The 20498-nt window shown below is 69.1% G+C and carries 17 protein-coding genes; 4 read left to right on the forward strand and 13 right to left on the reverse strand.

Going from position 1 to position 20498, the window contains the following annotated elements; genetic code table 11:
* Nucleotides 1–65: 65 nt before the first annotated feature.
* Nucleotides 66–572 (forward strand): hypothetical protein, encoded by a 507-nt coding sequence (locus VHR41_17555; GenBank protein HEX3236005.1) that lies wholly within the window; start codon nucleotides 66–68, stop codon nucleotides 570–572.
* A 36-nt stretch (nucleotides 573–608) separates the two neighbouring features.
* Here VHR41_17555 and VHR41_17560 read toward each other — a convergent pair whose 3' ends face one another.
* The 6 genes from VHR41_17560 to VHR41_17585 form a co-directional block, all read right to left on the reverse strand.
* Nucleotides 609–1646: a 2Fe-2S iron-sulfur cluster-binding protein gene (locus VHR41_17560; protein HEX3236006.1), complete on the reverse strand. Its 1038-nt coding sequence runs from the start codon at nucleotides 1644–1646 to the stop codon at nucleotides 609–611.
* Nucleotides 1643–3526, reverse strand: coding sequence for an NAD(P)H-dependent oxidoreductase subunit E (locus tag VHR41_17565; protein HEX3236007.1), 1884 nt, complete (start codon nucleotides 3524–3526; stop codon nucleotides 1643–1645). Before VHR41_17565 ends, VHR41_17560 begins: the two co-directional genes overlap by 4 nt.
* Nucleotides 3527–5470: a formate dehydrogenase subunit alpha gene (fdhF, locus tag VHR41_17570; GenBank protein HEX3236008.1), complete on the reverse strand. Its 1944-nt coding sequence runs from the start codon at nucleotides 5468–5470 to the stop codon at nucleotides 3527–3529.
* A 67-nt stretch (nucleotides 5471–5537) separates the two neighbouring features.
* Nucleotides 5538–6113, reverse strand: a complete 576-nt coding sequence (gene mobB, locus VHR41_17575) for a molybdopterin-guanine dinucleotide biosynthesis protein B (GenBank protein ID HEX3236009.1) — start codon at nucleotides 6111–6113, stop codon at nucleotides 5538–5540.
* Nucleotides 6114–6241: 128 nt separating this feature from the next.
* Nucleotides 6242–7156 carry a LysR family transcriptional regulator gene (locus tag VHR41_17580; GenBank protein ID HEX3236010.1) on the reverse strand — a complete coding sequence of 305 codons (915 nt, stop codon included), beginning with the start codon at nucleotides 7154–7156 and terminating at the stop codon, nucleotides 6242–6244.
* 30 nt (nucleotides 7157–7186) lie between these two features.
* Nucleotides 7187–7780: a hypothetical protein gene (locus VHR41_17585; GenBank protein HEX3236011.1), complete on the reverse strand. Its 594-nt coding sequence runs from the start codon at nucleotides 7778–7780 to the stop codon at nucleotides 7187–7189.
* Nucleotides 7781–7934: 154 nt separating this feature from the next.
* Between VHR41_17585 and VHR41_17590 the strand changes: the two genes are divergently transcribed.
* Nucleotides 7935–8642 carry an energy transducer TonB gene (locus VHR41_17590; protein HEX3236012.1) on the forward strand — a complete coding sequence of 236 codons (708 nt, stop codon included), beginning with the start codon at nucleotides 7935–7937 and terminating at the stop codon, nucleotides 8640–8642.
* A 547-nt stretch (nucleotides 8643–9189) separates the two neighbouring features.
* Here the strand turns inward: VHR41_17590 and VHR41_17595 are convergent.
* The 4 genes from VHR41_17595 to VHR41_17610 form a co-directional block, all read right to left on the reverse strand.
* On the reverse strand, nucleotides 9190–11859 hold the full coding sequence (locus VHR41_17595) for a protein kinase (GenBank protein HEX3236013.1): 2670 nt from the start codon (nucleotides 11857–11859) through the stop codon (nucleotides 9190–9192).
* Between the two features lie 654 nt (nucleotides 11860–12513).
* The gene (locus tag VHR41_17600) at nucleotides 12514–13740 is read right to left on the reverse strand and encodes a hypothetical protein (protein ID HEX3236014.1); all 1227 of its coding nucleotides are present in this window, start codon (nucleotides 13738–13740) and stop codon (nucleotides 12514–12516) included.
* 16 nt (nucleotides 13741–13756) lie between these two features.
* Nucleotides 13757–14182, reverse strand: a complete 426-nt coding sequence (locus VHR41_17605) for a hypothetical protein (GenBank protein HEX3236015.1) — start codon at nucleotides 14180–14182, stop codon at nucleotides 13757–13759.
* Nucleotides 14166–14828 carry a hypothetical protein gene (locus VHR41_17610; GenBank protein HEX3236016.1) on the reverse strand — a complete coding sequence of 221 codons (663 nt, stop codon included), beginning with the start codon at nucleotides 14826–14828 and terminating at the stop codon, nucleotides 14166–14168. The genes VHR41_17605 and VHR41_17610 overlap by 17 nt, the downstream gene beginning before the upstream one ends.
* Nucleotides 14829–15084: 256 nt before the next feature.
* Between VHR41_17610 and VHR41_17615 the strand changes: the two genes are divergently transcribed.
* Entirely contained in the window at nucleotides 15085–15720 is a 636-nt protein-coding gene (locus VHR41_17615; protein HEX3236017.1) for an ArsR family transcriptional regulator, read from the forward strand.
* An 11-nt stretch (nucleotides 15721–15731) separates the two neighbouring features.
* Here the strand turns inward: VHR41_17615 and VHR41_17620 are convergent, their stop codons facing one another.
* The 3 genes from VHR41_17620 to VHR41_17630 all read right to left on the reverse strand — a co-directional run bounded on the left by VHR41_17620 (nucleotide 15732) and on the right by VHR41_17630 (nucleotide 19982).
* A complete protein-coding gene (locus tag VHR41_17620; protein HEX3236018.1) occupies nucleotides 15732–18101 on the reverse strand; it encodes a protein kinase in 2370 nt (789 codons plus the stop codon).
* A 217-nt stretch (nucleotides 18102–18318) separates the two neighbouring features.
* Nucleotides 18319–19311 carry a magnesium/cobalt transporter CorA gene (gene corA / locus VHR41_17625; GenBank protein ID HEX3236019.1) on the reverse strand — a complete coding sequence of 331 codons (993 nt, stop codon included), beginning with the start codon at nucleotides 19309–19311 and terminating at the stop codon, nucleotides 18319–18321.
* Nucleotides 19308–19982: a mechanosensitive ion channel family protein gene (locus VHR41_17630; protein ID HEX3236020.1), complete on the reverse strand. Its 675-nt coding sequence runs from the start codon at nucleotides 19980–19982 to the stop codon at nucleotides 19308–19310. The genes corA and VHR41_17630 overlap by 4 nt, the downstream gene beginning before the upstream one ends.
* 184 nt (nucleotides 19983–20166) lie before the next feature.
* On the opposite strand from VHR41_17630, the gene VHR41_17635 reads away from it, so the two are divergent.
* A partial coding sequence (locus VHR41_17635; protein HEX3236021.1) for an MFS transporter occupies nucleotides 20167–20498 on the forward strand: 332 nt, incomplete at its 3' end.

The following is a 20498-nucleotide window of genomic DNA, read 5'->3' on the forward strand; positions in this document are numbered from 1 at the left end:
TCTCCGTGAAATTCAACCCGCTTTCGTCCCTAACCTGCCGATTTCGTCCCTAACCTCCATCGAAAGTGCCACCATGCGACTCCCCAGGCCGCCTGCTCGGCGTGTTCAACGGTGAGGGGCAGAACGTCACCGCCAATGCCGATTCGACCCTGCTCTGGGTCGGGCGAGCGGCCGCGCGGCCGGTGGCCTATGTGACGATCGGCGCCAACCTGGCGCGGTACGGGTCGGACAGCACCCGCTATGGGGTCGATGCCGGGGTGGAATACGAGGGAGCCGCGCTCAAAGGCGAGTACATCGGGCAGCACCGCGACGGAGGGGCGCTGGATGACAAGGGGTGGTACGGTCAGGCGACCTATCGGGCGTTGCCATGGGTGCAGCTGGTGCTCAAGCAGGAGGAGTTCCGACGCTCGGCCGTCAGCGAAGGGCTCCGGAACCGGGCGACCACCGGCGGGGTCAACGTCGAGTTCGTCGGCGGCAAGGTGCGGCTGCTCGCGAACTACGTCTCGCGCAAGATCGGCACGCCGGGCACCCGCCATGGGCAGCTGATCACCCAGGCCCAAGTCAAGTTCTGATCCGTCCAGCGCCATTCGCCGCCGGTGACGTCCGCCTCAGGATCCGCGTCCCTCCGGCGTCCTGCGGCCATCCCCCCGCGCCTCCGGGGGGCGATTCTGTACATACCGCCAGCCGAACCGCCCTTTGATACAGAGATTCCCTCGGGTGATTTCGTGGTCCAACGGCGACGTCACCTTCACGATCTCATTGTCCTGCACGTGGAGCTCGAGGTTACAGCCCACTCCGCAGTAGGGACAGATGGTGCTGGTCACCGTCTGGCGCGATTCGTCCCAGGTTCCCGCGTCGCGGTGATCTCGCTCGCTCTTGAACATCAACGCGCCCGTGGGACAGACCGCGATGCAGTTGCCGCAGTAGACGCAGGCCGATTCGGGCAGCTTGACCGCGAACTCGGTTGAGATCCGCGCGTCGAAGCCGCGTCCCGCGACCGTCAGCGCGTACGTGTTCTGCCAATCCTTCCCGCAGGCCTCGACGCACTTGTAACAGAGGATGCACTTGCCGTAATCGCGGACGTACAGCTCGTTGTCCACCTTCACCGGCTGGATGACGGTGGCGGCGTAGTCCGGGTCCGGGGGCGCGTGGTGCCCCGGCTGGAGGCTGTCGCGGAGACCGGCCGGCATCGGCGGCGCCGGCGGGCCATATCGCTCGGGATGCGCGCCGTAGTCGTCGATCCACCGGTCCACGTCCGGCGTGGTGGAGAGATCCACCGACGAGGCCAGGAACTCGAGCACCAGCTTCCGGCTGTGCCGTACCCGCTCGGAGTCGGTCCTCACCACCATCCCCGCCTCGACCGGGCGGGAGCAGGAGGGCACGAGCACGCGGGACCCCTCGACCTCGACGACGCATACGCGGCACACGTTGACCGGGTGGAGCGTGTCGAGGTAGCAGAGCGTGGGGATCTCCTTGCCCTGCCGCCGGCACGCGTCGAGGATGGTGCTGCCTTCGGGCGCCTGCACTGTTTCGCCATCGATGGTCAGCTCGACGGTGCGGGGTGGTGGCTGGAGGGGAATGAGGAGGGTGCCGGACGCGATCATCGGGCGCTCCCCGGTCAACATCATCTGGCGCCCCCCGGTCATCGGGCGCTCCCATCGAACAGCTGGAGCCGCTTGATCGCCGACTCGACGGCGCTGTAGGCGGTCTGCCCGAGGCCGCAGATGGATGCGTCCTTCATCGCCAGGCCGATCTCATCGAGCAGCGCCAGCTCGCCGGTCGTGTCACCTCGCGTGCGCCTCGAATGGATGCGATGGAGCGCCTCCTCCTGTCGAACAGTGCCGACCCGGCACGGCACGCACTGACCGCATGACTCGTCGCGGAAGAAGGCCGCGATGCGCAGGAGAATCGGCACGAGATCGATCCTGTCGTCGAAGGCCATGATGACGCCGGAGCCGAGCGTCGCCTGGGCCGCGCGGGTGCCCTCGAAGGTGAGCGGCATGTCCAGCTCGTCGGGCCGGACGAAGATGCCCGCCGCGCCGCCCAGGAGCACCGCCTGGAGCGGCCGCCCATCTGCGACGCCGCCCGCCATGTTCAGCATCTGCCGGAGCGTAGTGCCGAACGGCACCTCGTACACCCCGGGCCGCGTCACGTTGCCGCAGAGGCAGAAGAGCCGCGGGCCGGTCGAGCCGGGCGTGCCGATCGCCGCGTAGGCCGGGCCGCCGATGCGGAGGATCTCGAGGACATTGACCAGCGTCTCGACGTTATTGATCAGCGTCGGCTTGCCGAACACGCCGACCTGGACCGGGAACGGCGGCTTGTTCCGCGGCTCGCCGCGCAAACCCTCGATCGAGTTGAAGACCGCCGTCTCCTCCCCGCAGATGTAGGCCCCACCGCCCCGCCGAATCTCGAGATCGAACCGGAAACCGGACCCCATGACGTCGTCGCCGAGGAGGCCGCGCGCCCGGGCGGTGTCGATCGCGTGCTGCAGCCGCTCCGTCGCTAGCGGGTATTCGCCGCGGATATAGATGAAACCCTGCTCGCAGCCAGTCGCGTAGGCGGCGATCGTCATCGCCTCGACCAGGCTGAACGGGTCGCCCTCCATGATGACCCGGTCCTTGAAGGTGCCCGGCTCCGACTCGTCGGCGTTGCAGATGAGGAAGTGCGGACGGACCGGCTGGCGCGCCACTGCGTCCCACTTCCTCCCCGTCGGAAAGGCGGCGCCGCCGCGTCCCATCAGCTTGGCGTCGGTCACCTCCCGAATGACAGCTTCAGGCCCGCGCTTGAGGGCGGTCCGCAGGGCCTCGTAGCCGCCGTGCGCCCGGTACTCATCGAGGCTGGTGGGATCGATGACGTCCACTCGCCGGAGCAGCCGGAGGAACGGGTCGCCCGCCTGCGGCAGTCGCCCGCGCGGCTCGAGGCTCGCGGCCAGCTCGCCGGCCAGGAGGCGCTGCAGGCCCGCGAGGTCGGCGTGCCCGAAGAGCCGCTCGATCGGCTTGGCGTCGGCCACGGTCACGAGCGCGGCCGGCGCCTGATCGCAGAGCCCGAGGCACGGGCTCCGGAGCCAGACGGCGTCGTTCTCGGCGAAGACGACATGGTCGCCGTCGGGCCCATGATGATAGGCGGGACCCACGGTCCGTTCGAGCTGCTCGCACAGCTCCGCGGCGCCCTTGCACCGGCAGGCGATATCGTCACACACGTGGAGGACGCGTCGCGGGCGGGGCACGGTCGAGAGGAGCGCGTAGAACGTGGCGACGCCGTAGGCGTCGGCCGGCGGAATGGTGAGCCGCTCGCAGACGTAGTTGAGCGCGCCCTCGCTGATCCAGCCGATGCGCGACTGGATCGCCTGCAGCGCTGGCAGCAGCAGATGCCGCCGAGCCCGCGCCTCGTGGCCTCCCCCGGCGGTGTAGGCGTCGCGCTCGTCCCGCAGGCCGCCCTCCCAGCCCGACTGGGGCGCGCCGAGGAACAGATCGAGCGCCTCGCGCTCCTCCTGGGTGGGGATGGCGTCCATCAAGCGAAGATCCACTTACTCTCCTGTGCGCGCGGCGTCCACCGCCGACCCTACCATTTCCGCCGACCGGATCGGCTCGACCCGGACGGCGCACGCCTTGAACTCCGCGGTGCCCGACTTGGGATCGGTCTCGTCGATCGTCAGCAGGTTCGTTCGAACCTCGTCCTGGAAGTGTAACGTCATGAACACGAGCCCGGCCCGGAGTGAGCGATCGATCCGCGCCGGCGCGACCACGCTGCCGCGCCGGGAGGTCACCCGCACCGGATCGCCGTTCAGGACGCCAAGTTGCTCCGCGTCCTCGGGAGAGATGTCCAGCGACTCTCCCCGCCGAAGCGGCGAGGTATATCCGCCGGTCTGCACGCCGGTATTGTACGAGTCGAGCCGGCGGCCGGTCGTGAGAGTGAAGGGGTACTCCGCGTCCGGTCGCTCGACCGGTGGGTCGTGCTCCACGACCGAGAATGGGGCCAGGGGCCCGATAACGGGGTCCGCCCAGAGCCGGCTGTGCAGGAAGAGCTCTCCTGGATGGCTCGCGTCGTAGCAGGGCCAGTGCAGCCCGCCCTCGCGCTCGAGCCGATCGTAGCTCATCCCGGCAAAGATCGGCGCCAGACGTCTGACCTCATTCCACACATCCTCGGCGCTCGGTTGGCCCCAGTCGTGCCCCAGCCGGCGGGCCAATTCGGAGATGATCCAGACATCGTCCCGGGCATTACCCGGCGCCTCCAGTGCCTTGCGCACCCGCTGCACCCGCCGCTCGCTGTTGGTGACCGTGCCTTCCGCCTCGCACCAGCTGGACGACGCCGGAAGAACGACCTGAGCCAGCCGGGCCGTCGCGGTCAGGAAGATGTCCTGCACCACAAGGTGGTCCAGCCCGGTGAGCAGCTTCACCGTGCGATGTTGATCGGCCTCGGCCTGCGCCGGATTCTCCCCGATCGCGTAGATCGCGTGGAGCTCACCCCGCTCGGCCGCATTGAACATCTCGGTCACGTTCAAGCCGTAGCCCGGCTTCAGCGTCACCCCCCAAGCCTGCTGGAACCGCGCCCGGACCGCGGGATCCTTGGTCCAATCCTGGAACCCGACGAGGCGATTCGGGATGGCTCCCATGTCGCCGCCGCCCTGGACGTTGTTCTGGCCCCGGAGCGGATTGACGCCCGAGCCATATTTCCCGACGTGGCCCGTGAGGAGAGCCAGGTTGATCAGGGCCAGCACGTTGTCGACCGCGTTGTGGTGCTCGGTAATGCCGAGCGTCCAACAGATCACCGCGCGATCGGCCCGGGCGTAGGTGTGCGCCGCCTCCCGGATGACCTCGGCGGGCACCCCGGTCTCCCTCTCGGCCACCTCGAGTGTGTAGGGCTCCACGCACGCGCGATACGCCTCGAACCCGGTGGTCGCCCGGTCGATGAAAGCATGATTGGCCAGGCCAGCATGGATGATCTCCCGGGCCATCCCGTTGGCCAGGGCGATGTCGCTGCCGACATTGAGTCCGAGCCAGTGGTCGGCCCACTGCGCCGACGGGGTCCGCCTGGGGTCCATCGCGTAGAGCCTGGCCCCGTTGTGGATCGCCTTGAGAACGTGATGGAAGAAGATCGGGTGATTTTCCCGGGCGTTCGCTCCCCAGAGGAAGACGACGTCCGTCTCTTCCACCTCTCGGTAGGAGCTGGTGCCCCCACCGGCACCGAAGACCGTCGCCAGACCGACGACGCTAGGAGCGTGTCAGGTTCGGTTACAGCTATCGATGTTGTGCGTGCCAAACCCGACTCGGACCAGCTTCTGGGCCAGGAAATTCACCTCGTTGCTGGCCTTCGAGCAGCTGAAGGTCCCGATCGCGTCGCTGCCGTGCCGCGCGATGGTGCGGCGGAACCCCTCCGCGGCACGATCCAGGGCCTCGTCCCAACTGGCGGGACGCAGCTCTCCGCCCTCTCGGACCAGTGGCTCGGTGAGTCGGGTGTACTTCATCGCCATGCAAGATCCTCCCGGTGTGAAACCAGAATGCCTACCACTCCACTACTTCCTTCACTTCATTTCCGCGTCATTTCCGCGGCAGCGAGTGCCGCCCTGCCTCCGGGCAGGTTCCATGGAATGCCGAAAGCCCCAGGTGCCCGGCCGCGAACCAGGCCACCGACAGCGGATCGTTGAGATCGAGCCAGGAAGCCGGTGCGGTGGTGAGCGGGCTGTCGCTGGCCACCGCGATCACCGACGGATCGTCGGGCCAGCACTGGGGCGCACGCCCCTGGGCCGGCCGGTAGACTTCGATCTTGGGATAGCGTTCGTGCCCGAACCCCTCGGCCAGCACGGCGTCCAGCACGGTCGCATCGAGATGGCCCAGCATCGACTGCAGGGACGGCTCCCGGAGCGGGTCGGCCTGCTGCGCCATGAGCGCCCAGCGGTCCCGCGAAGCCACCAATACCTGGTCGGCCCCGGCGGCGCGCAGCCGGTGACTGTCCTTCCCCGGATTGGAATCGATATCGAACCCCAGCTTCGCGTGCTTCAGCACGGCGACCCGCACACCCGCGTCGGTGAGCAACTCGACTACCTGCTCCAGCAGGGTGGTCTTGCCGCTGCCGCTCGAACCGACGAATCCAAGTACGGGGAGACCGGCTGTCATGGGTTTCCTTAACCTAGTGGGCCCCAGCGCACACCGGGAATCTACCCTGGATTGGCCATGCTTGCAGGTGACCCTTGGCCCAAGATACCATCAAATCACTACTTATATCACCTGATAGAGCTGGTCTATCAACTCCCGCCCGTCTCACCCTCAACCAGAGACCAATCCAACCCAGTCACCACGTCCAAGAGGGCGGTCGCGGTTGGCGGAAGCGGATGCCGGTCGGACACGACCAGGCCAACGGTATGGGCAGCCGCCGGCGCCTCGAGCGGCAGGAGGGCGACCCCATCGGCCCCGGAGAGGAGCGGCTGGAAGCCGTACGGCAGCACGCTCGACCAGTAGCCCGACCGCACCAGGGTGCACAGGGTGAACACCGAGTTGGTCTCCAGCGAGGGAGTCACGCTGGCGCCGGCCTGGGCAAAGTGCGCGTTGAGGATTCTCCGGTTCTGCATGTCAGGCGTCAGCAGGCAGAGCGGCAGCGACGCCGCTTCTCGCCAGGTGACCCGAGTGCGCCCGGCCAGCGGTCCCCCGGCCGGCGTGATCAGCAGGTACTGCTCCCGGTAGAGCGGAATGGTCCGAACCCGCAAGAGCGGCTCGTTCTCCAGGTAGGTGATACCGGCCTCGAAGCGGAACTCGTCCAGCCCCAACTGGATGTCCGCCGAAGAGGTAGAGACGATCGTCAGGGTAACGCCGGGATAGCGTCGTGCCAGGGGCGATGCCAGGATCGGGACCGCCGGGAGAGCCGCCGGAACCACGCCCAACCGGAGCCGACCCTCGAGCACCTCCCTCAGGCGGCTGGCTTCCTGCTCCAAGCTTTCCGCGTCCGCGGTGATCCGTTGGGCCCATGCTAGCACCCGCTCGCCTTCCACGGTGAGACCCTCGAATCGATGGCCCCGCTGTACCACCAGCAGGCCGAGCTGCTCTTCCAGTTGCTTGATACCGGCGGAAAGCGTGGGCTGGGTCACCTGGCACGCGGCGGCGGCCCGGGCGAAATGCCGCTCGCGTGCCAGCGCGGTGAGGTATTGCAGGTGCTTCAGAAGCATGGCCTAGGATCTTACCCGCGAGCGCGCCCCTCAGTTCACCTTGATCTTCACCACGAGATCGTTGAATCCCGTCGGTCCGAGCTGCGACTGGACCACCACGAGTACGTGGTGCTTGTCGCCGGCCTGGTCCCTCACCTGACCGCGGATCCGGAAGCCGGAGGTCCCGCGGCCGTGCCCCCCGAAGAGGTTCGAAGAAATGTCGGTATAGAGCCCGGTGCCTTCGGCGACCGGCGAGCCGTCACAGATGCTCTCGGTGCCCGCCGGGAACAGAAGGAGGGGAACCTTGCCATCCGACTTGAACACGAAGTTGACGTTGCCATTGGGGGCCTCGACGAACAAGTCCTTCGAGGCGCCAAACTCCGGGTCGCCGCCAGTGCAGAAATCCGCCGCGGCGCTCGCGGTGGCGCCGATGGCCACGAAGTACGGCGCACCGGGCGCCTTGAAGGTGGCGAAGAACTGGCCGTTCGAGCGGGAAACCTGCGCGCCCGGGCCGGACGGGCTCTTCTCGGTGCGGAAGAACGGGGACGAGCCGGTCTCGGGCGCGGTGGGTACGCTATCGGTGCCGCAGGCGGCAACGGCCAGGCCGCCCGTCATGATGGTTGCGACGGTGCATGCGCTGAACATCTGAGCTCCTGCCTGGGAGTGAACGAGTCCTGCGGACGACACGTCCATTATGACCGGCGCCGGAGCGCTGTCAAGCACGCCCGACGTGTCTCCCCGCGCAGCCTGGTCGTCATATCTGGGAGCAGCGCTGTGGCCTCCCACCCAGGGTCGGGGCATGCGCCTTCACCTCATCGAGTCCGACCAGCGGCACCTCCAGACAGCGGAGTGCGCCTTCGCGAGCCTCCTGTTCCACGCAAGCCTCATCTGGCTCGCCGTGGGCGTGATCGATGGCGCTCAGGTGCTCACCGGGCGCGAGCCCATCGCCGTGCCCTTCGTGCTCCTGCCGCCCGAGCGGCGCGAGGCGCCGCCCGCCGGCCAGACCGCGTCGTTCCAGGTGGGCCAGCCCGGCGGGTACTACGCGGAGGGAGCAGTCCTCGATGGTGCAGGCAGCGGCACCCGCACCGGCGGGCGCCCCTACCTCCGGCAGCGCCCGGGTGAGCGGAGCAGCGCGTTCGGCCTGGCGCCGCTCGGCCACCCGGCCCGGCTGTCCGACAGCGTCTTCACCATGCTCGAGGTCGAGCGGATGGTGGAACGCTACGAGGGGAGCGCGGCGCCCGTTTACCCGCCGAAGCTGAGCGCGTTGGGAAAGGAAGGCCACGTGCAGGCGACCTTCGTGGTGGACACGACGGGCGCGGTGGACATGGCCTCCGTGCGGGTGCTGGAGAGTGACGATCCCCTGTTCACCGAGTCGGTGCGCACTGCGCTCGGCGCCATGCGGTTCCGGCCGGCCACGCGCGGCGGACGGCCGGTGCGCCAGCTCGTGCAGCAGCGCTTCAACTTCCGGATCGCGTCGCCGCCGCAGGGCACCTTGCAGATCAGCTGAAATCGCCCGCCCTCGCTGCCTCGCCGGACGGAACCAAGCTCGCATTCCTGAGCTCGCGGGTGGGGGCGGCGCAGATCTACACCATGACCGCGACGGGAGGAAGCCAGACGCGGATTACCCATACCAGCGTCGGGGAGGGGTCGCCGGTCTGGACGCACTGAGTGGACCGGCTGGGGAAATGCGCCCGGCGCAGCCGATGCGCCGGGCGCTCTCTCTCGGCGGCACGCCGCGTGGCCTTACTCAGCGCAGTCGAGACAGCGCCGCTTCCGCATCGGCGCGCTCAACAAGTGGCAACGGATCGGTAACGGCGTACATGGCGAGGCAGGCGGGGAAGTAGCGGCTCGTGCGGGGAAGGCGGCGAGTCAAGCGAGTCCACGAAGCTCGTCATCCTGAGCCAGCCCCGGAGCTCCTTGCGCTCTCCATCCCCAAACGCCCGAAGACGATCACCGTGCGGTCCAGGCCAGCCAGCCAGTACGGCCGCCTAGGGGTGTGTTTTTGTCTCCCTGAGCGCAGCGAAGGGGGCAACTCCCCTTCCCTCCGGGCGTCGTCACTTCCGATTCGCCGCCATGCGCTCGCGCAGCTCGGTCCGCCAGTTGGGCACCACCACCAGCGGGTAGGCGGTGGATCGCGTGCGCGGGAGCACGAGCCGTGATCCGTCGCGGGTGATGTCGTAGTTCGCCGAGCCGCCGGAGTGGGGAACTCCGCTGAATGCGGTGTCTCGGGAGAGCACGCGGAGGTCCGGGCTGGTGGCCAGCCTGGCCTCGACGATCGCGTTTCCGACCGAGTAGTACAGTCGGGTGCCATCGGCTGACCACATCGCCCCCGCGCCGCCCCCCACCGACACCTGGATCTTGACGGTCGGCTCCGGATACGAGCGGACGTACACCTCGAAAGCGCCGGATTCGTCGGTCGTCAGGGCCGCCCACCGTCCATCCGGCGAGAAGCGCGGGTCCAGGTCAGAGGCCGGCGTGACGTTGAACGGCTTGAGGGCGCGGGTCGAGTCTACCCTCATGCTCTGCAGGTCCCAGGTGCTCGCCGTCAAGGTCTGCAGCAGCACGGTGTGGCCGTCGGGCGCCAGGTCCGCGACCGGCGCCAGGAGGGGCTGCTCCACCAGCAGCTCAGGGGTGGTTCCGCCGCCAAGCGACTGCCGCCACACCGCCCAGTTCGATCCGTTTCCCGGAGCCGCATAGATCACGCTCCGTCCGTCCCGGCTCCATTCGGCGATGGTCATGTTGCCCGAGCTGGTGAGGCGAGACAACGTGCCGGTCTCGAGGTCGTCGACCCAGATGTCGGTCTTGGGGCCGTCGGTCACCAGAACCGCGATGTGGCGGCCGTCGGGCGAGATCCGGGGGGAGTCGAAGCTCCGCAGCTCGCGGCTGACCGGACGGCTGGTCCCGTCACGCCCGACCCACATGAGCTGGGACCGTGCCGCCTCCAGCCCCGTCACCAGCGCGCCTCCCCGCGAGACGAACACGGCGGAGTTGCCGTTGAACGCGCCGATCACGGGCACCGGATCGAGCACCGGCACCGGCTTGCCGGTCACCCGCCGATGGACGACATCGAGCGGTACCGCCATCACGGCCCCATCGGCCAGGACGTACACCAGCGCGTCGTCCACCACCGCGAGCGGCCGGATCGCCTTGAGGCCGAGCCGGACGACCGGGCCCCCGTCGAGCGAAACCATGGCCAGCTCGGAGGTCGGCAGGGCGCCGTGCCAGATCACGAACACGACCGACCGGCCGTCGGGGGTTCCGATGGGCCAGAGATGATCGAATTCGCCATGCGCGGAGTCGGGAGCGGTGAAGGGCACCAGGTCGCCTCCGGCAACGCTCACCTTCGAGAGTCCGTGCGCGCTGATGCCGGACCCGATCACCAGCTCGTCGCTTGTCGTCCAATCCGCGCCGTTGTCGGCGCCCCCCGTGGCGATCCGGACCGGGGCGCTTCCGTCGAGCCGCACCTTCTTGTCCACGTTGTTGGCTTCAAACGCGATCCAGCGTCCGTCCGGGGAGAACAGCGGCTGGTTGCCGTTGTTCGTGCCGGGAATCGCATGACCCTCGAGCTGGTCCGCGCGGCGGACGTAGAGGATGTCCGTTCCGCCAGGCTGGCTGACCGGGTAGACGAGCAGCGAGCCATCGGGAGAGATGGCGGCCGGCCAGGGAGCCCAGTCCGACGCGACCGTCGCGCTGTCGCTGCCGGTGTAGAGGAATCGCACCGTCGGCACGGAAGATTCAGGCCGGGACCGCCACATGAGCGTGCCGGCCAGCCCAAGCCCGGCCGCCGCCAGGACCGCGAGTCCGATGGTGAGCGGATCGCGCAGCCGGGCCCGTGCACTGCCGCGGCTCGCGGCCACGAGGGGGATGGTCCGGCTCGTGACCTGTCTCGTGACCCCCGGTGTCGTCAGTGCGTCGGCGAACTGCGCCGCCGTCGCGAACCGGTCGGCCGGCAGCTTCTCCAATGCCGTGAGCACCGCCGATTCCACGTGCGGCGGAATGGTGTGCCGCTGGGGCAGGAGCGGCCGAGGACTCTCGGTCACCACCCGGGCGACGATGGCCTGCGCGGTCGAGCCGGTGAACGGCGGGTCGCCGGTGAGCATCTCGTAGAGCACCGCGCCCAAGGCGTAGACGTCCGAGCGGGCGGTGATCTCGCGCTCGCCCATGGCCTGCTCGGGACTCATGTAGTGCGGCGTGCCGAGGCTCATGCCGGTCTCGGTCATCCGGGTGCCGGCCTGGCTCGCGGCGAGGGCGATGCCGAAGTCCGCCACCAGCGCGCGCCCGTCGTGCAGCAGGATGTTCTCCGGCTTGATGTCGCGGTGGATCACGCGATGGCGGTGGGCGTAATCGAGGGCGGAGGCCACTTCGCAGGCGATGCGGACGGCGTCGTCCACCGGGAGCTGCTTCTCCCGGGTGAGCCGGTCGCGCAGGCTCTCGCCCTCCACGAAGGGCATCACGTAGTAGAGGAACGAATCCGCCTCGCCCGAGTCGAACAGCGGCAGGATGTGGGGGTGCTGCAGGTTGGCAGTGAGCTTGATCTCCGCCAGGAAGCGCTCGGCGCCGATCACGGCCGCAAGCTCGGGGCGGAGCACCTTGACCGCGACCCGCCGGTCGTGGCGCAGGTCTTCGGCCAGATAGACCGTGGCCATGCCGCCAGCGCCGATCTCCTGCTCCAGGCGATACTGGGCCGACAGCGCTCCCGAGACCCGGAGGGGCAGGCTGCTCATGGCGATCCTCGCGCCGTCTGGGGCGGCGATCCGGCAGGTGGAGCGAGCGTTGGACTGGGAGTGGCTGAAAGATGCAGCCCTGGCGCACTGGTGTCGAGAGGCGGAGCAAGCAGCGGGGAATCTGGTCGGCTTTGATCCCGGGACCACCGCCTAAGACGTCCGCGCCGACCCCTTTGGCCACGGCAACAACTTGATCGGGCAGGTCATCCTCACGCCCCAGGGCGGGGCCCTGTTTCACGTATCCGGCAAGGATGTCAGCCTCGTCGTTCTCGAATTTGGAGAGGGACCCGTCACGGGGCAGTGCCAGTTGGTCGGGGCTCCGGTCATCGCGACCGGCACCGGGAAGGCAACCTCCGTGTCCCTTGCCCCTCGGCCTGGAGCTGCCCTGGTCGCTCACGTCACGGTCCAGGGCGTGGTCGACCTGGTGAGCGGTGGCCAAGCTCGGGTCTTGGGAACGGCGCGTGTGACTGTGCTGCCGGATGGGACGTTGCTGTTCGACGAGGAACGGGTCACACTGAACCCGGACACACCAAAATCGAGCGGACCATGTCTGCTTCGACCGGTGGCCGCCAACGGCGATCGCCTGAACTCGTCGTTCACCGGAACCGGCGTCACCAACCTTGCCGACTTCACCGCGGTGTTCGCGCGCGGCCCTCACAGCGTCTTGAGGAACTCCACGATATCGGCCCGCTCCCGTGCCGTGAGCGACAGCCCGAAGCGCTCCACGTAGTGCTCGACCGCGGCCTCGAGCGTTGCGGCGCTGCCGTCGTGGAAGTAGGGCCCCGCGAGCTGCGGCGGGTGCCACAGCCCGCGGAGCGGGGTGGTCCGATAGAGCCCAGTCGCGCTCCGTTCCGCATACACCGGATCTTGCCCGACCTCCGCGGCGGTATGCAGCCGTCCGGCGTTCACGTCGGTATAGGTCGATCCGAGATGGCATCGGGCGCAACCGGCGGAACTGTTGAAGAGCGCCCGCCCGCGCTTCGCCGCCGAAGCGTCGAAGCTCCCGGCGGCCGGCTCGGGTGTCTCGAGACTGAACTGGTAGACGCGGAGCGGCAGGAGCTTGGGCGCCACCAGCTCCGGCGGGTTGTTGACCGCCACGTTGATCCGCGGATCCACGAAGCGCCCGTGGCCGTGCATCTGGGTGATCGCCACGTAGGCATTCCAGTACGAGATGGTATCGTCCCCGGTGTAGATCTCCCGCTTCACGTGCCGGAGCCCGAACGCGGGCGGAATCACCACCGGTATGTTCTTGCCGTCGATGTTGAACCGCGGATCGTACATCCCCGGCCCCCACGAGTTGTACACCGCCTTCTGCGCCGGCGTCGGCACCGGCGACAAGGCGACGATGGCACCGACGTTGAGGTCGCGGTTGGGCCAGCCGTCCAGCCGGTGTCCGATGCCCTGCCCGAACGAGTTGTCCACCGTCGAGTGGCAGAACGCGCAGCTCAAGCCCACGCTGGTGAGCGTGTTGCTCGCGTCCACCTTTCCGATCACACCCACTACTGCACCCAGCTTGAGCAGCGTGACCGTGGTCGCGGGACTGTTCAGGTCGATCGACTTATCCTGAATGCCCGCCTTCACCTCGGCGGGGAGCGCGTCCACATCGACCTTGAGGCCCACGGATAGCGCGGTCGCGGGGCTCACGGACGAGCGGATGACCTGATGGAGGCGGAGCGTGTCGGTCCAGAAGCTTTCGTCGCCGTAGGTCTCGAACCGGAAGATCTGCTTGCCCTGCGCCACGAGGGCAGGATTGAGCGGACCTCGCCGGGCGAAGGCCGCGGGGTCCGTGGCGCGGCCGCCCGGCTCCGTGGGCCTGGTCTCGTCTCCGCACGCGGCCACGGCGAGGGCCAGTGCGAGGCAGGCGAACTGTCGGAGTTCCATTTCCCTTCTCCTCACTTCAGGCCCGGGCCGGGCGCCCGCTGCGGTCGCGGACCAGCCCCAGACCCGGGCCGAGAATGACGAGCACGATGCCGAGCGCGGCGACGAAGAGTCCGGGGCCCGGGCGCGGCACCAGCATGGCGCCGAGGCCCCGATGCAGCGTCTCGAACAGGCCGGCCACCAGCCACGCCTCGAAGCCGAGGAGCCCCAGGCCCAGGAGCACTGTGGTCCACCGGATCCAGCGGTGGCGGGTGGCCAGCATCCCCACACTCGCGACGGCGGCCAGGATTCCCCCGGCGAACAGCAGGCGTCCGTGGCCGCCGATGAGACCGCCGTATCGCTGAAGGCCGGCGAACAGGGTGAGCCACGGCAGCCAGGCGCCAAGCATCACCAGGGCGCCGCCGGCCAACGTTGCGGCTTCGGGCCGCTCAATGCGGGCGGACACTGAAGAACAGATAGGTGTTGGTCGGAATGTCCGACGTGATGTGTTCGGCGCCCGGGTCCGCCGCCTGCAGCGCGCGCACGGTCTCCAGGCTCTTTCCCGCCACCACGGCATCCCAGGTCGCCAGATCCTTGACGCCGATCACCTCCAGCTCCCACCAGTTGCCGCTCCGCTCCTCGATGATGTGGCTGTGCGCCGGCAGCGGCGCGTTGGCCACCGAGGCGCCGAACAGCCGGGACAGGTCGATGGTCGAGGGGTGATTGATGCACTGTCCGACGATGGGGCACTGGAGCGTCGCTTCGTCTGGCCTGAAGCCGAGCGGGGTCATCACGTAGAGCGTAGGCAGCTCGCCGCCCGGGCGCGGGTCCACCGTGCCGTCGGAGCCGGCCTCGCAGTCGGTGGTCGAGCCCACCGGCAGCCCGTCCTCCACCGGCGTCCGGCAGAAGAACGGCTTATGGTAGAAGAAGCGGACCGTCTGGCCGGCGAGCCAGCCGTCGGTGAAGCCGAAGTCGGCGCCGTCCACCGCGTTGTGAGAGTCGGTCGCCATCTCGCCGCCGGGCGACGCCTGGGTCGGAGTGGTGCCGAAGTCGGAGCACGCCGTCAGCGCGGCGGCGAGCGCGACACTGGTGCAGAGCAGGGGGAGTCGCATGGGGAATACCCGTGGAGGAAGCAGGACCGGAAGGGGTCGAACGGCTGCTTCCGAGTGTGGACGAGGCGTGGCCGGTGCGGCGGAAAGCATTACCGGAGGCGCTGCCGACTGCGTTGCTGGGGACCATCGACCCGCTCGTACCAGTTAGGTTTTTTCGGCTGCGCGACCCTTTTGGGTCAAGATTATGCAGGAAGTTCTGGAGAATTTTCCGGGTCGGCGGTGAGCCGCATCACCAATCGCGATGACTGAGGAGTCGATGCGCGTACCGTATTGGAACCGATTGATCGAAAGCCCGGCCGGGCAGATCATGCGACTGCTGCGCCGGGCTCCCATGACCGTGGACGAGCTGGCCCACGCCCTCGGCCTGAGCGGAAACGCCGTGCGGCAGCAGCTCGCCGTCCTCGAGCGCGACGGCCTGGTGGGGCAGGGAGAGGCGCGCCGCGGCGTGAGCAAGCCGGCGCGTACCTACGTCCTCACCGCCGAAGCCGAGCTGGTGTTCTCGCGGGCATATGCGCCGGTGCTCACGCAACTGCTGCACGTGCTCGACGAGCGGCTGGACCCCACCGAGTTCGACGAGTTGATGCGCGATGTGGGCCGGCGCTTGATGGGCGGCCGGCCACGTCCGACCGGCGATCTCCGCCAGCGGGCCGAAGCGGCGAGTGCGCTGCTCAACGAGCTCGGGGGGCAGGCGCGGGTCGAGGAGCACAACGGCGAGCTTTATATCCGCGGCGACGGCTGTCCGCTCTCCGCTGCCACGCAACGGCACCCCGAGGCGTGCAACGCGGTGGAGAGTCTGCTCACCGAGTTCGCGGGGGTTCCCATGGCCAAGTGCTGCGACGCCGAGGACCGGCTCCGGTGCTGCTTCGAGGTCGGGCGGCTTGCCGTGCCCTAGGCCGCTCGGCTCTACCGCTCGTCCAGCCCCATCGCCCGCAGAATCGCCTGCCCTCGGACGTCCCGTCGGAACGGCGTCATGACCGGATAGTTCGCGAAGTTGTAGAGCAGGAACGGGTCCCGCACCTCGATCGCCCGCCGGAGCCAGGTGTACGTCTCCGCCGTGTCGCCGAGCCCGGCGGAGAGCACCGCGAGGCTCACGGGCGCGACGTACCCGCGCCGCTGCCGCTCCAGCAGCTCCTTGAGGATCCCCTCGGCCTCGGCCCGCCCGCCACTCTTCGCGAGCGCGTAGCCGAGGATCGAGAGCGTGGACGACAGCCGCACTCCCGGCTCGACGGCGCGGCGGAGGATCGGCACCGCCTCGGCGTAGCGCCCCAGCGCGATGTAGGCGCTGCCCAGGTACTCGTTGGTGAGCGGGAACGTGGTGTCCATCGCCGCTACGTTCCGCAGCTCCGGGAGCGCCTCACCGGCGCGCCCCGCGCTGAAGAGCGCTCGCCCGAGGCCCCCGTTGATCGTGAGGCTGAGCGGGTCGAGCTCGCGGGCGCGCCGCGCCTCCCGAATGGCCTCGTCCATCCGGCCCACCGCCAGGAGGTAGTCGCCATTGTACCAATGATGCGTGTTGGCATTGTTGGGGTCGAGCGCCAGCGACCGCCGGAAGTCGCGCTCCGCCTCCGCCCAGTTCCAGGCGTACATCGCGTTGTAGTCGCCCAGCACCGCCCACGGTGACGCGAGCGTGCTGTCGATTCGGAGCGCCTCGAGGGCCGCGGCCCGGGCGCGCGGATACGTCTGATCCGGCGCGAGGTCGCTCCAGAGTGGGAGCACCGCGAACACGTCCGCCAACGCCGCGTGCGCCGGCGCGAAGCGGGGATCGGTCGCCACTGCCTGCTGGAGCAGTTGGCGAGCCTGGTCGAGCCCCGCCGCCGTCCGCTGATGCCACGCGTACCGGCCGCGCAGGTAGAGATCGTACGCGCCGAGGTCGCCGGTTGGGGGGACTTCCAAGTGCCGCCGGTCGCCGGCGGCGAGCGCCACGCCCAGCTCGCGCGCCACCCGCTCGGCGACGTCGGCCTGCACCCGGAAGACGTCGGTCATCGGCGCATCGAACGACTGCTGCCAGCGGGTGGCGCCGGTGGCCGTCTCGATCAGCTCGGGGCTCACCCGCACGCGGCTCAGGCCGCCCTCCTGGTCCCAGCGCACGGTTCCGTTCAGCAGATACGCCACGCCCAGCTCGCGGCCGATCTCCTCGGGCCGCTTGGTGCTCGCGGCGTACTGGGCCGAGCTGGTGCGCGCGGTCACCTGGAGGCCGGGCACCGTGGCGAGCTTCCCGCGGATCTCGTCGGTGATGCCCTCCGCGAAGTAGACCTTGTCCGCGGCGGCGAGGTTGTCGAATGGCAGCACCGCGACGCGCCGGAGGCCGGAGTCGGCGGGCGCTTGGGCCCGCCGGGCATGGATCCAGCCGAAGAGCACGCCGACACCGAGCAGCAGGCCCAGCCCGAGCAGCAGGAGGCCGGTGCGGCCGGGGAGAGGTCGGGTCGCGGCCGTCGCGTCGCCCTCGAGCGCCCGCGCCAGCTCGGCGGCGGAGGCGAACCGGTCGGCCGGCACCCGGGCGAGCGCGCGGGCCACGGCGTGCTCCACCTGCTCGGGCACGGTGGGGCGCAGGGCTCGGAGCGGCACCGCGTCGGTGTGGAAGCGCTTGGCGATGATCGCCTGTGGCGTCGGCCCGGTGAACGGCGGCTCGCCGGCGAGCATCTCGTACAGCACCGCGCCGAGGGCGTAGACGTCGGTCCGCGCGTCCACCGGCTGGCCGCTGGCCTGCTCGGGGCTCATATAGGCCGGCGTGCCGAGCGAGACGCCGGTCTCGGTGAGCGCCTCGCCGCCGTCGTCCCCGACGAGCGCTCGACTGATGCCGAAGTCGGCTACGAGCGCGTGGCCCTCGCTCAGGAGAATATTCTCCGGCTTCACATCGCGGTGAATCACGCCGTGCCGGTGGGCGAAGTCGAGCCCGTCGGCCACCTCGCGCCCGATCCGGAGCGCGTCGGCGAGCGGAATCTGCCCTTCGCGCTCGAGCCGCCGCCGGAGCGTCTCGCCTTCGACGTAGGGCATGGTGAACCAGAGCTGACCTCCGGCCTCGCCGGAGTCGTGGACCGAGAGGACGTGCGGGTGCTGTAGCCGGGCGGCGGTCCGGATCTCGCGCAAGAACCGCTCGGCGCCGAGGCTGCGGGCGAGCGAGGGGAGGAGGACCTTGAGGGCGACCGGGCGGTCGTGCCGGAGGTCGCGCGCCAGGTAGACGATGGCCATGCCGCCGCGGCCGAGCTCGCGCTCGAGCACGTACCGATCTTGCAACGCGTCCTGGAGGTGGTCGCGCGGCTCGGGGAGAGTCACCATGATGAAAGGGATGGCCTGCGCATGGGATGCAAGCTACCCGTCCGATGCGGGGTGGGCCACGGGCGCGATGTCCCGGCTTGGCCGCGACCCCGCCGGTTGCGCGGGCCGCGACGGGGGCGATTCGCAGGTGTCTCTGCTCTCACACAGTATTAACTGCAAGGTGTGTAGTAATACACAGCCGCTCGGGCCCCCTATCGCTGGCCCGAGGCGCGCTTGCTCAGTCCTCCTCCTCCGCCCCATCGCCCTCTCTCCCGAGCCACCCCAGCCACCGGAACCAGAGCAGCATCCCGAGCGCCACCAACCCCATGATCGCGAGCAGTGTGTGGTACGCCCTTCGGTAGTGCAGCTCGGGCAGGTAGTCGAAGTTCATCCCGTAGAGCCCGGCGAGGAACGTGAGCGGGATGAAGATGCTCGCCATGATGGTGAGCACCGTCATCACGTCGTTGCTGCGTTGGTTCACGCTCGACACGTGCATCTCCATCAGGTTGGAGGCGAGCTCGTGGTAGGTGTCGATCACGTCGAGGATCTGCACCGCGTGATCGAGGCAGTCGCGCAGGTACTGGCGCACCGTCGGAGTGATCAGCGGGCTCTCCTCCCGCGCCAGGGCCGCCACCGCCTCGTGCTGCGGCCCCACCGCGCGCCGGAGGACGAGCAGGTCCCACCGCACCCGGTGGATCCCGCGCTGGCCCGACCGGGTCGCGGCGCGGAGGATGCGCTCCTCCAGGACCTGGAGCCGGTCGCCCAGCCGCTCCAGCACCGGGTAGTACCCGTCCAGGATGGCGTCGATCAGCGCGTACGCGAGGTAGTCGGGCCCCGACTTCCGGATCAGCTCCTTGCCCGCCCTGATGCGCACCCGCACCGGATCGAACACGTCTCCTCGCCGCTCCTGGATCGAGAGCAGGTAGTGGGGCCCGATGAACAGGCTCACCTGCTCCACGTCGAGCTGCCCTTCCGCGGCGGCGCGGATCATTCTGGTGATGACGAGGTGCTGGCGGTCGTATGCCTCGGCCTTGGGCCGTTGCGGGACGTTCACCACGTCCTCCAGCGCGAGCCGGTGGATCTCGAAGATCTCCGCGAGGCGTCGGAGCACCGCCTCGTCGCCCAGCCCCTGCACGTCGATCCAAGTGACCCGGTCCGTGCCGACCACCGCGGGCAGGTCCCCCACGCCGACCTCGCTGCGCTCCTCCACCCCGTCGGGCCCGTAGATCATGACGCGGATCGAGGCCGGGCCCCGCTCATCCGGGAACACCAGCGTGCCGGGCGGCGCCCCGACGGGTGGATGCCGTTTGTGGAAGTTGAGCAGCGCCTCGAGCACCTCGGCGTGGAGCCGCCGCTCCTGGACGGATCGTCGGTCCACACCCGGACCTCGAGGCGGACGCTCGAGTCGCCCAGCTCGGTCGCTACCACGGTCGGCCCGGGCGATCCGAGCACGCCCGCCACCCCCCGCGCCACCGGCAGCAGGACCCGGCGCGCCTCCGCGATCTTCTCCCTGTAGGCAATCCCCACCGGTACGTTCACCCGCACCTCGCCGTAGAGCGAGTGGTTCACCAGCATGTCGCCGATGATCTGCTTGTTGGGAATGACGACGTAGGTGTTCTCCATGGTGCGGATCCGGGTGGTCCGCATGGTGATCTCCCGCACCTCGCCGTACTGCTCCTCGGTCGTGATGAAGTCGCCCACCTTGAACGGCCGGTCCCAGAAGATGAGGAAGCCGGCGATCATGTTGGCGATGGTCTCCTGCGCCGCAAACCCCATTGCGATGCCGACCACCCCGATCCCGGCGAGCGCGGCGCCCACGTTGATGCCGAGCTGGCTCGCGGCCATCACCCCGGCGAGCACTACCATTGCGCCCTTGTAGAGTCCCTCCACCAGCAGGTTCACCAGCGCGGGCGCGAAGCGCGGCTGGGGAGGAGGATGAGCTGTTCCATCGGAGACCTCGGCAATCGGAGGGAGGAAAGTCCTTGGATAGTTTAACGCCTTGCCTCTCGCTCAGGGCCGCAGCCGCGCCTCTGGCGCCCCACGCTTGCACGCCTTAACCTCCGGCATCCTTCACCACGACGACACCATGACCACCGCAGTCCCCCCGATCATCCCGCCCGGGGTGGTCACTCAGGAGTTCCACACCCCGCGTGCCGTCCGCCGGGGCGTCATCGCTGGCGTAGCCGGCAACGTGCTCGAGTGGTACGACTTCGCGCTCTTCGGCTTCTTCGCCCAGCAGATCGGCACCCACTTCTTTCCGGCCCATAACCCCACCGCCTCGCTCCTCGCCGCCTTCGGCACCTTCGCCGCCGGCTTCCTCATGCGGCCGCTGGGCGGGGCCCTGTTCGGCTGGGTGGGCGACAAGTTCGGCCGCAAGCAGGCGCTGCTCTGGTCGGTGATGGCGATGGCGTTCCCCTC

The organism is Gemmatimonadales bacterium, assembly GCA_036265815.1.
In the GTDB taxonomy this organism is placed as follows: domain Bacteria; phylum Gemmatimonadota; class Gemmatimonadetes; order Gemmatimonadales; family GWC2-71-9; genus CAVVWJ01.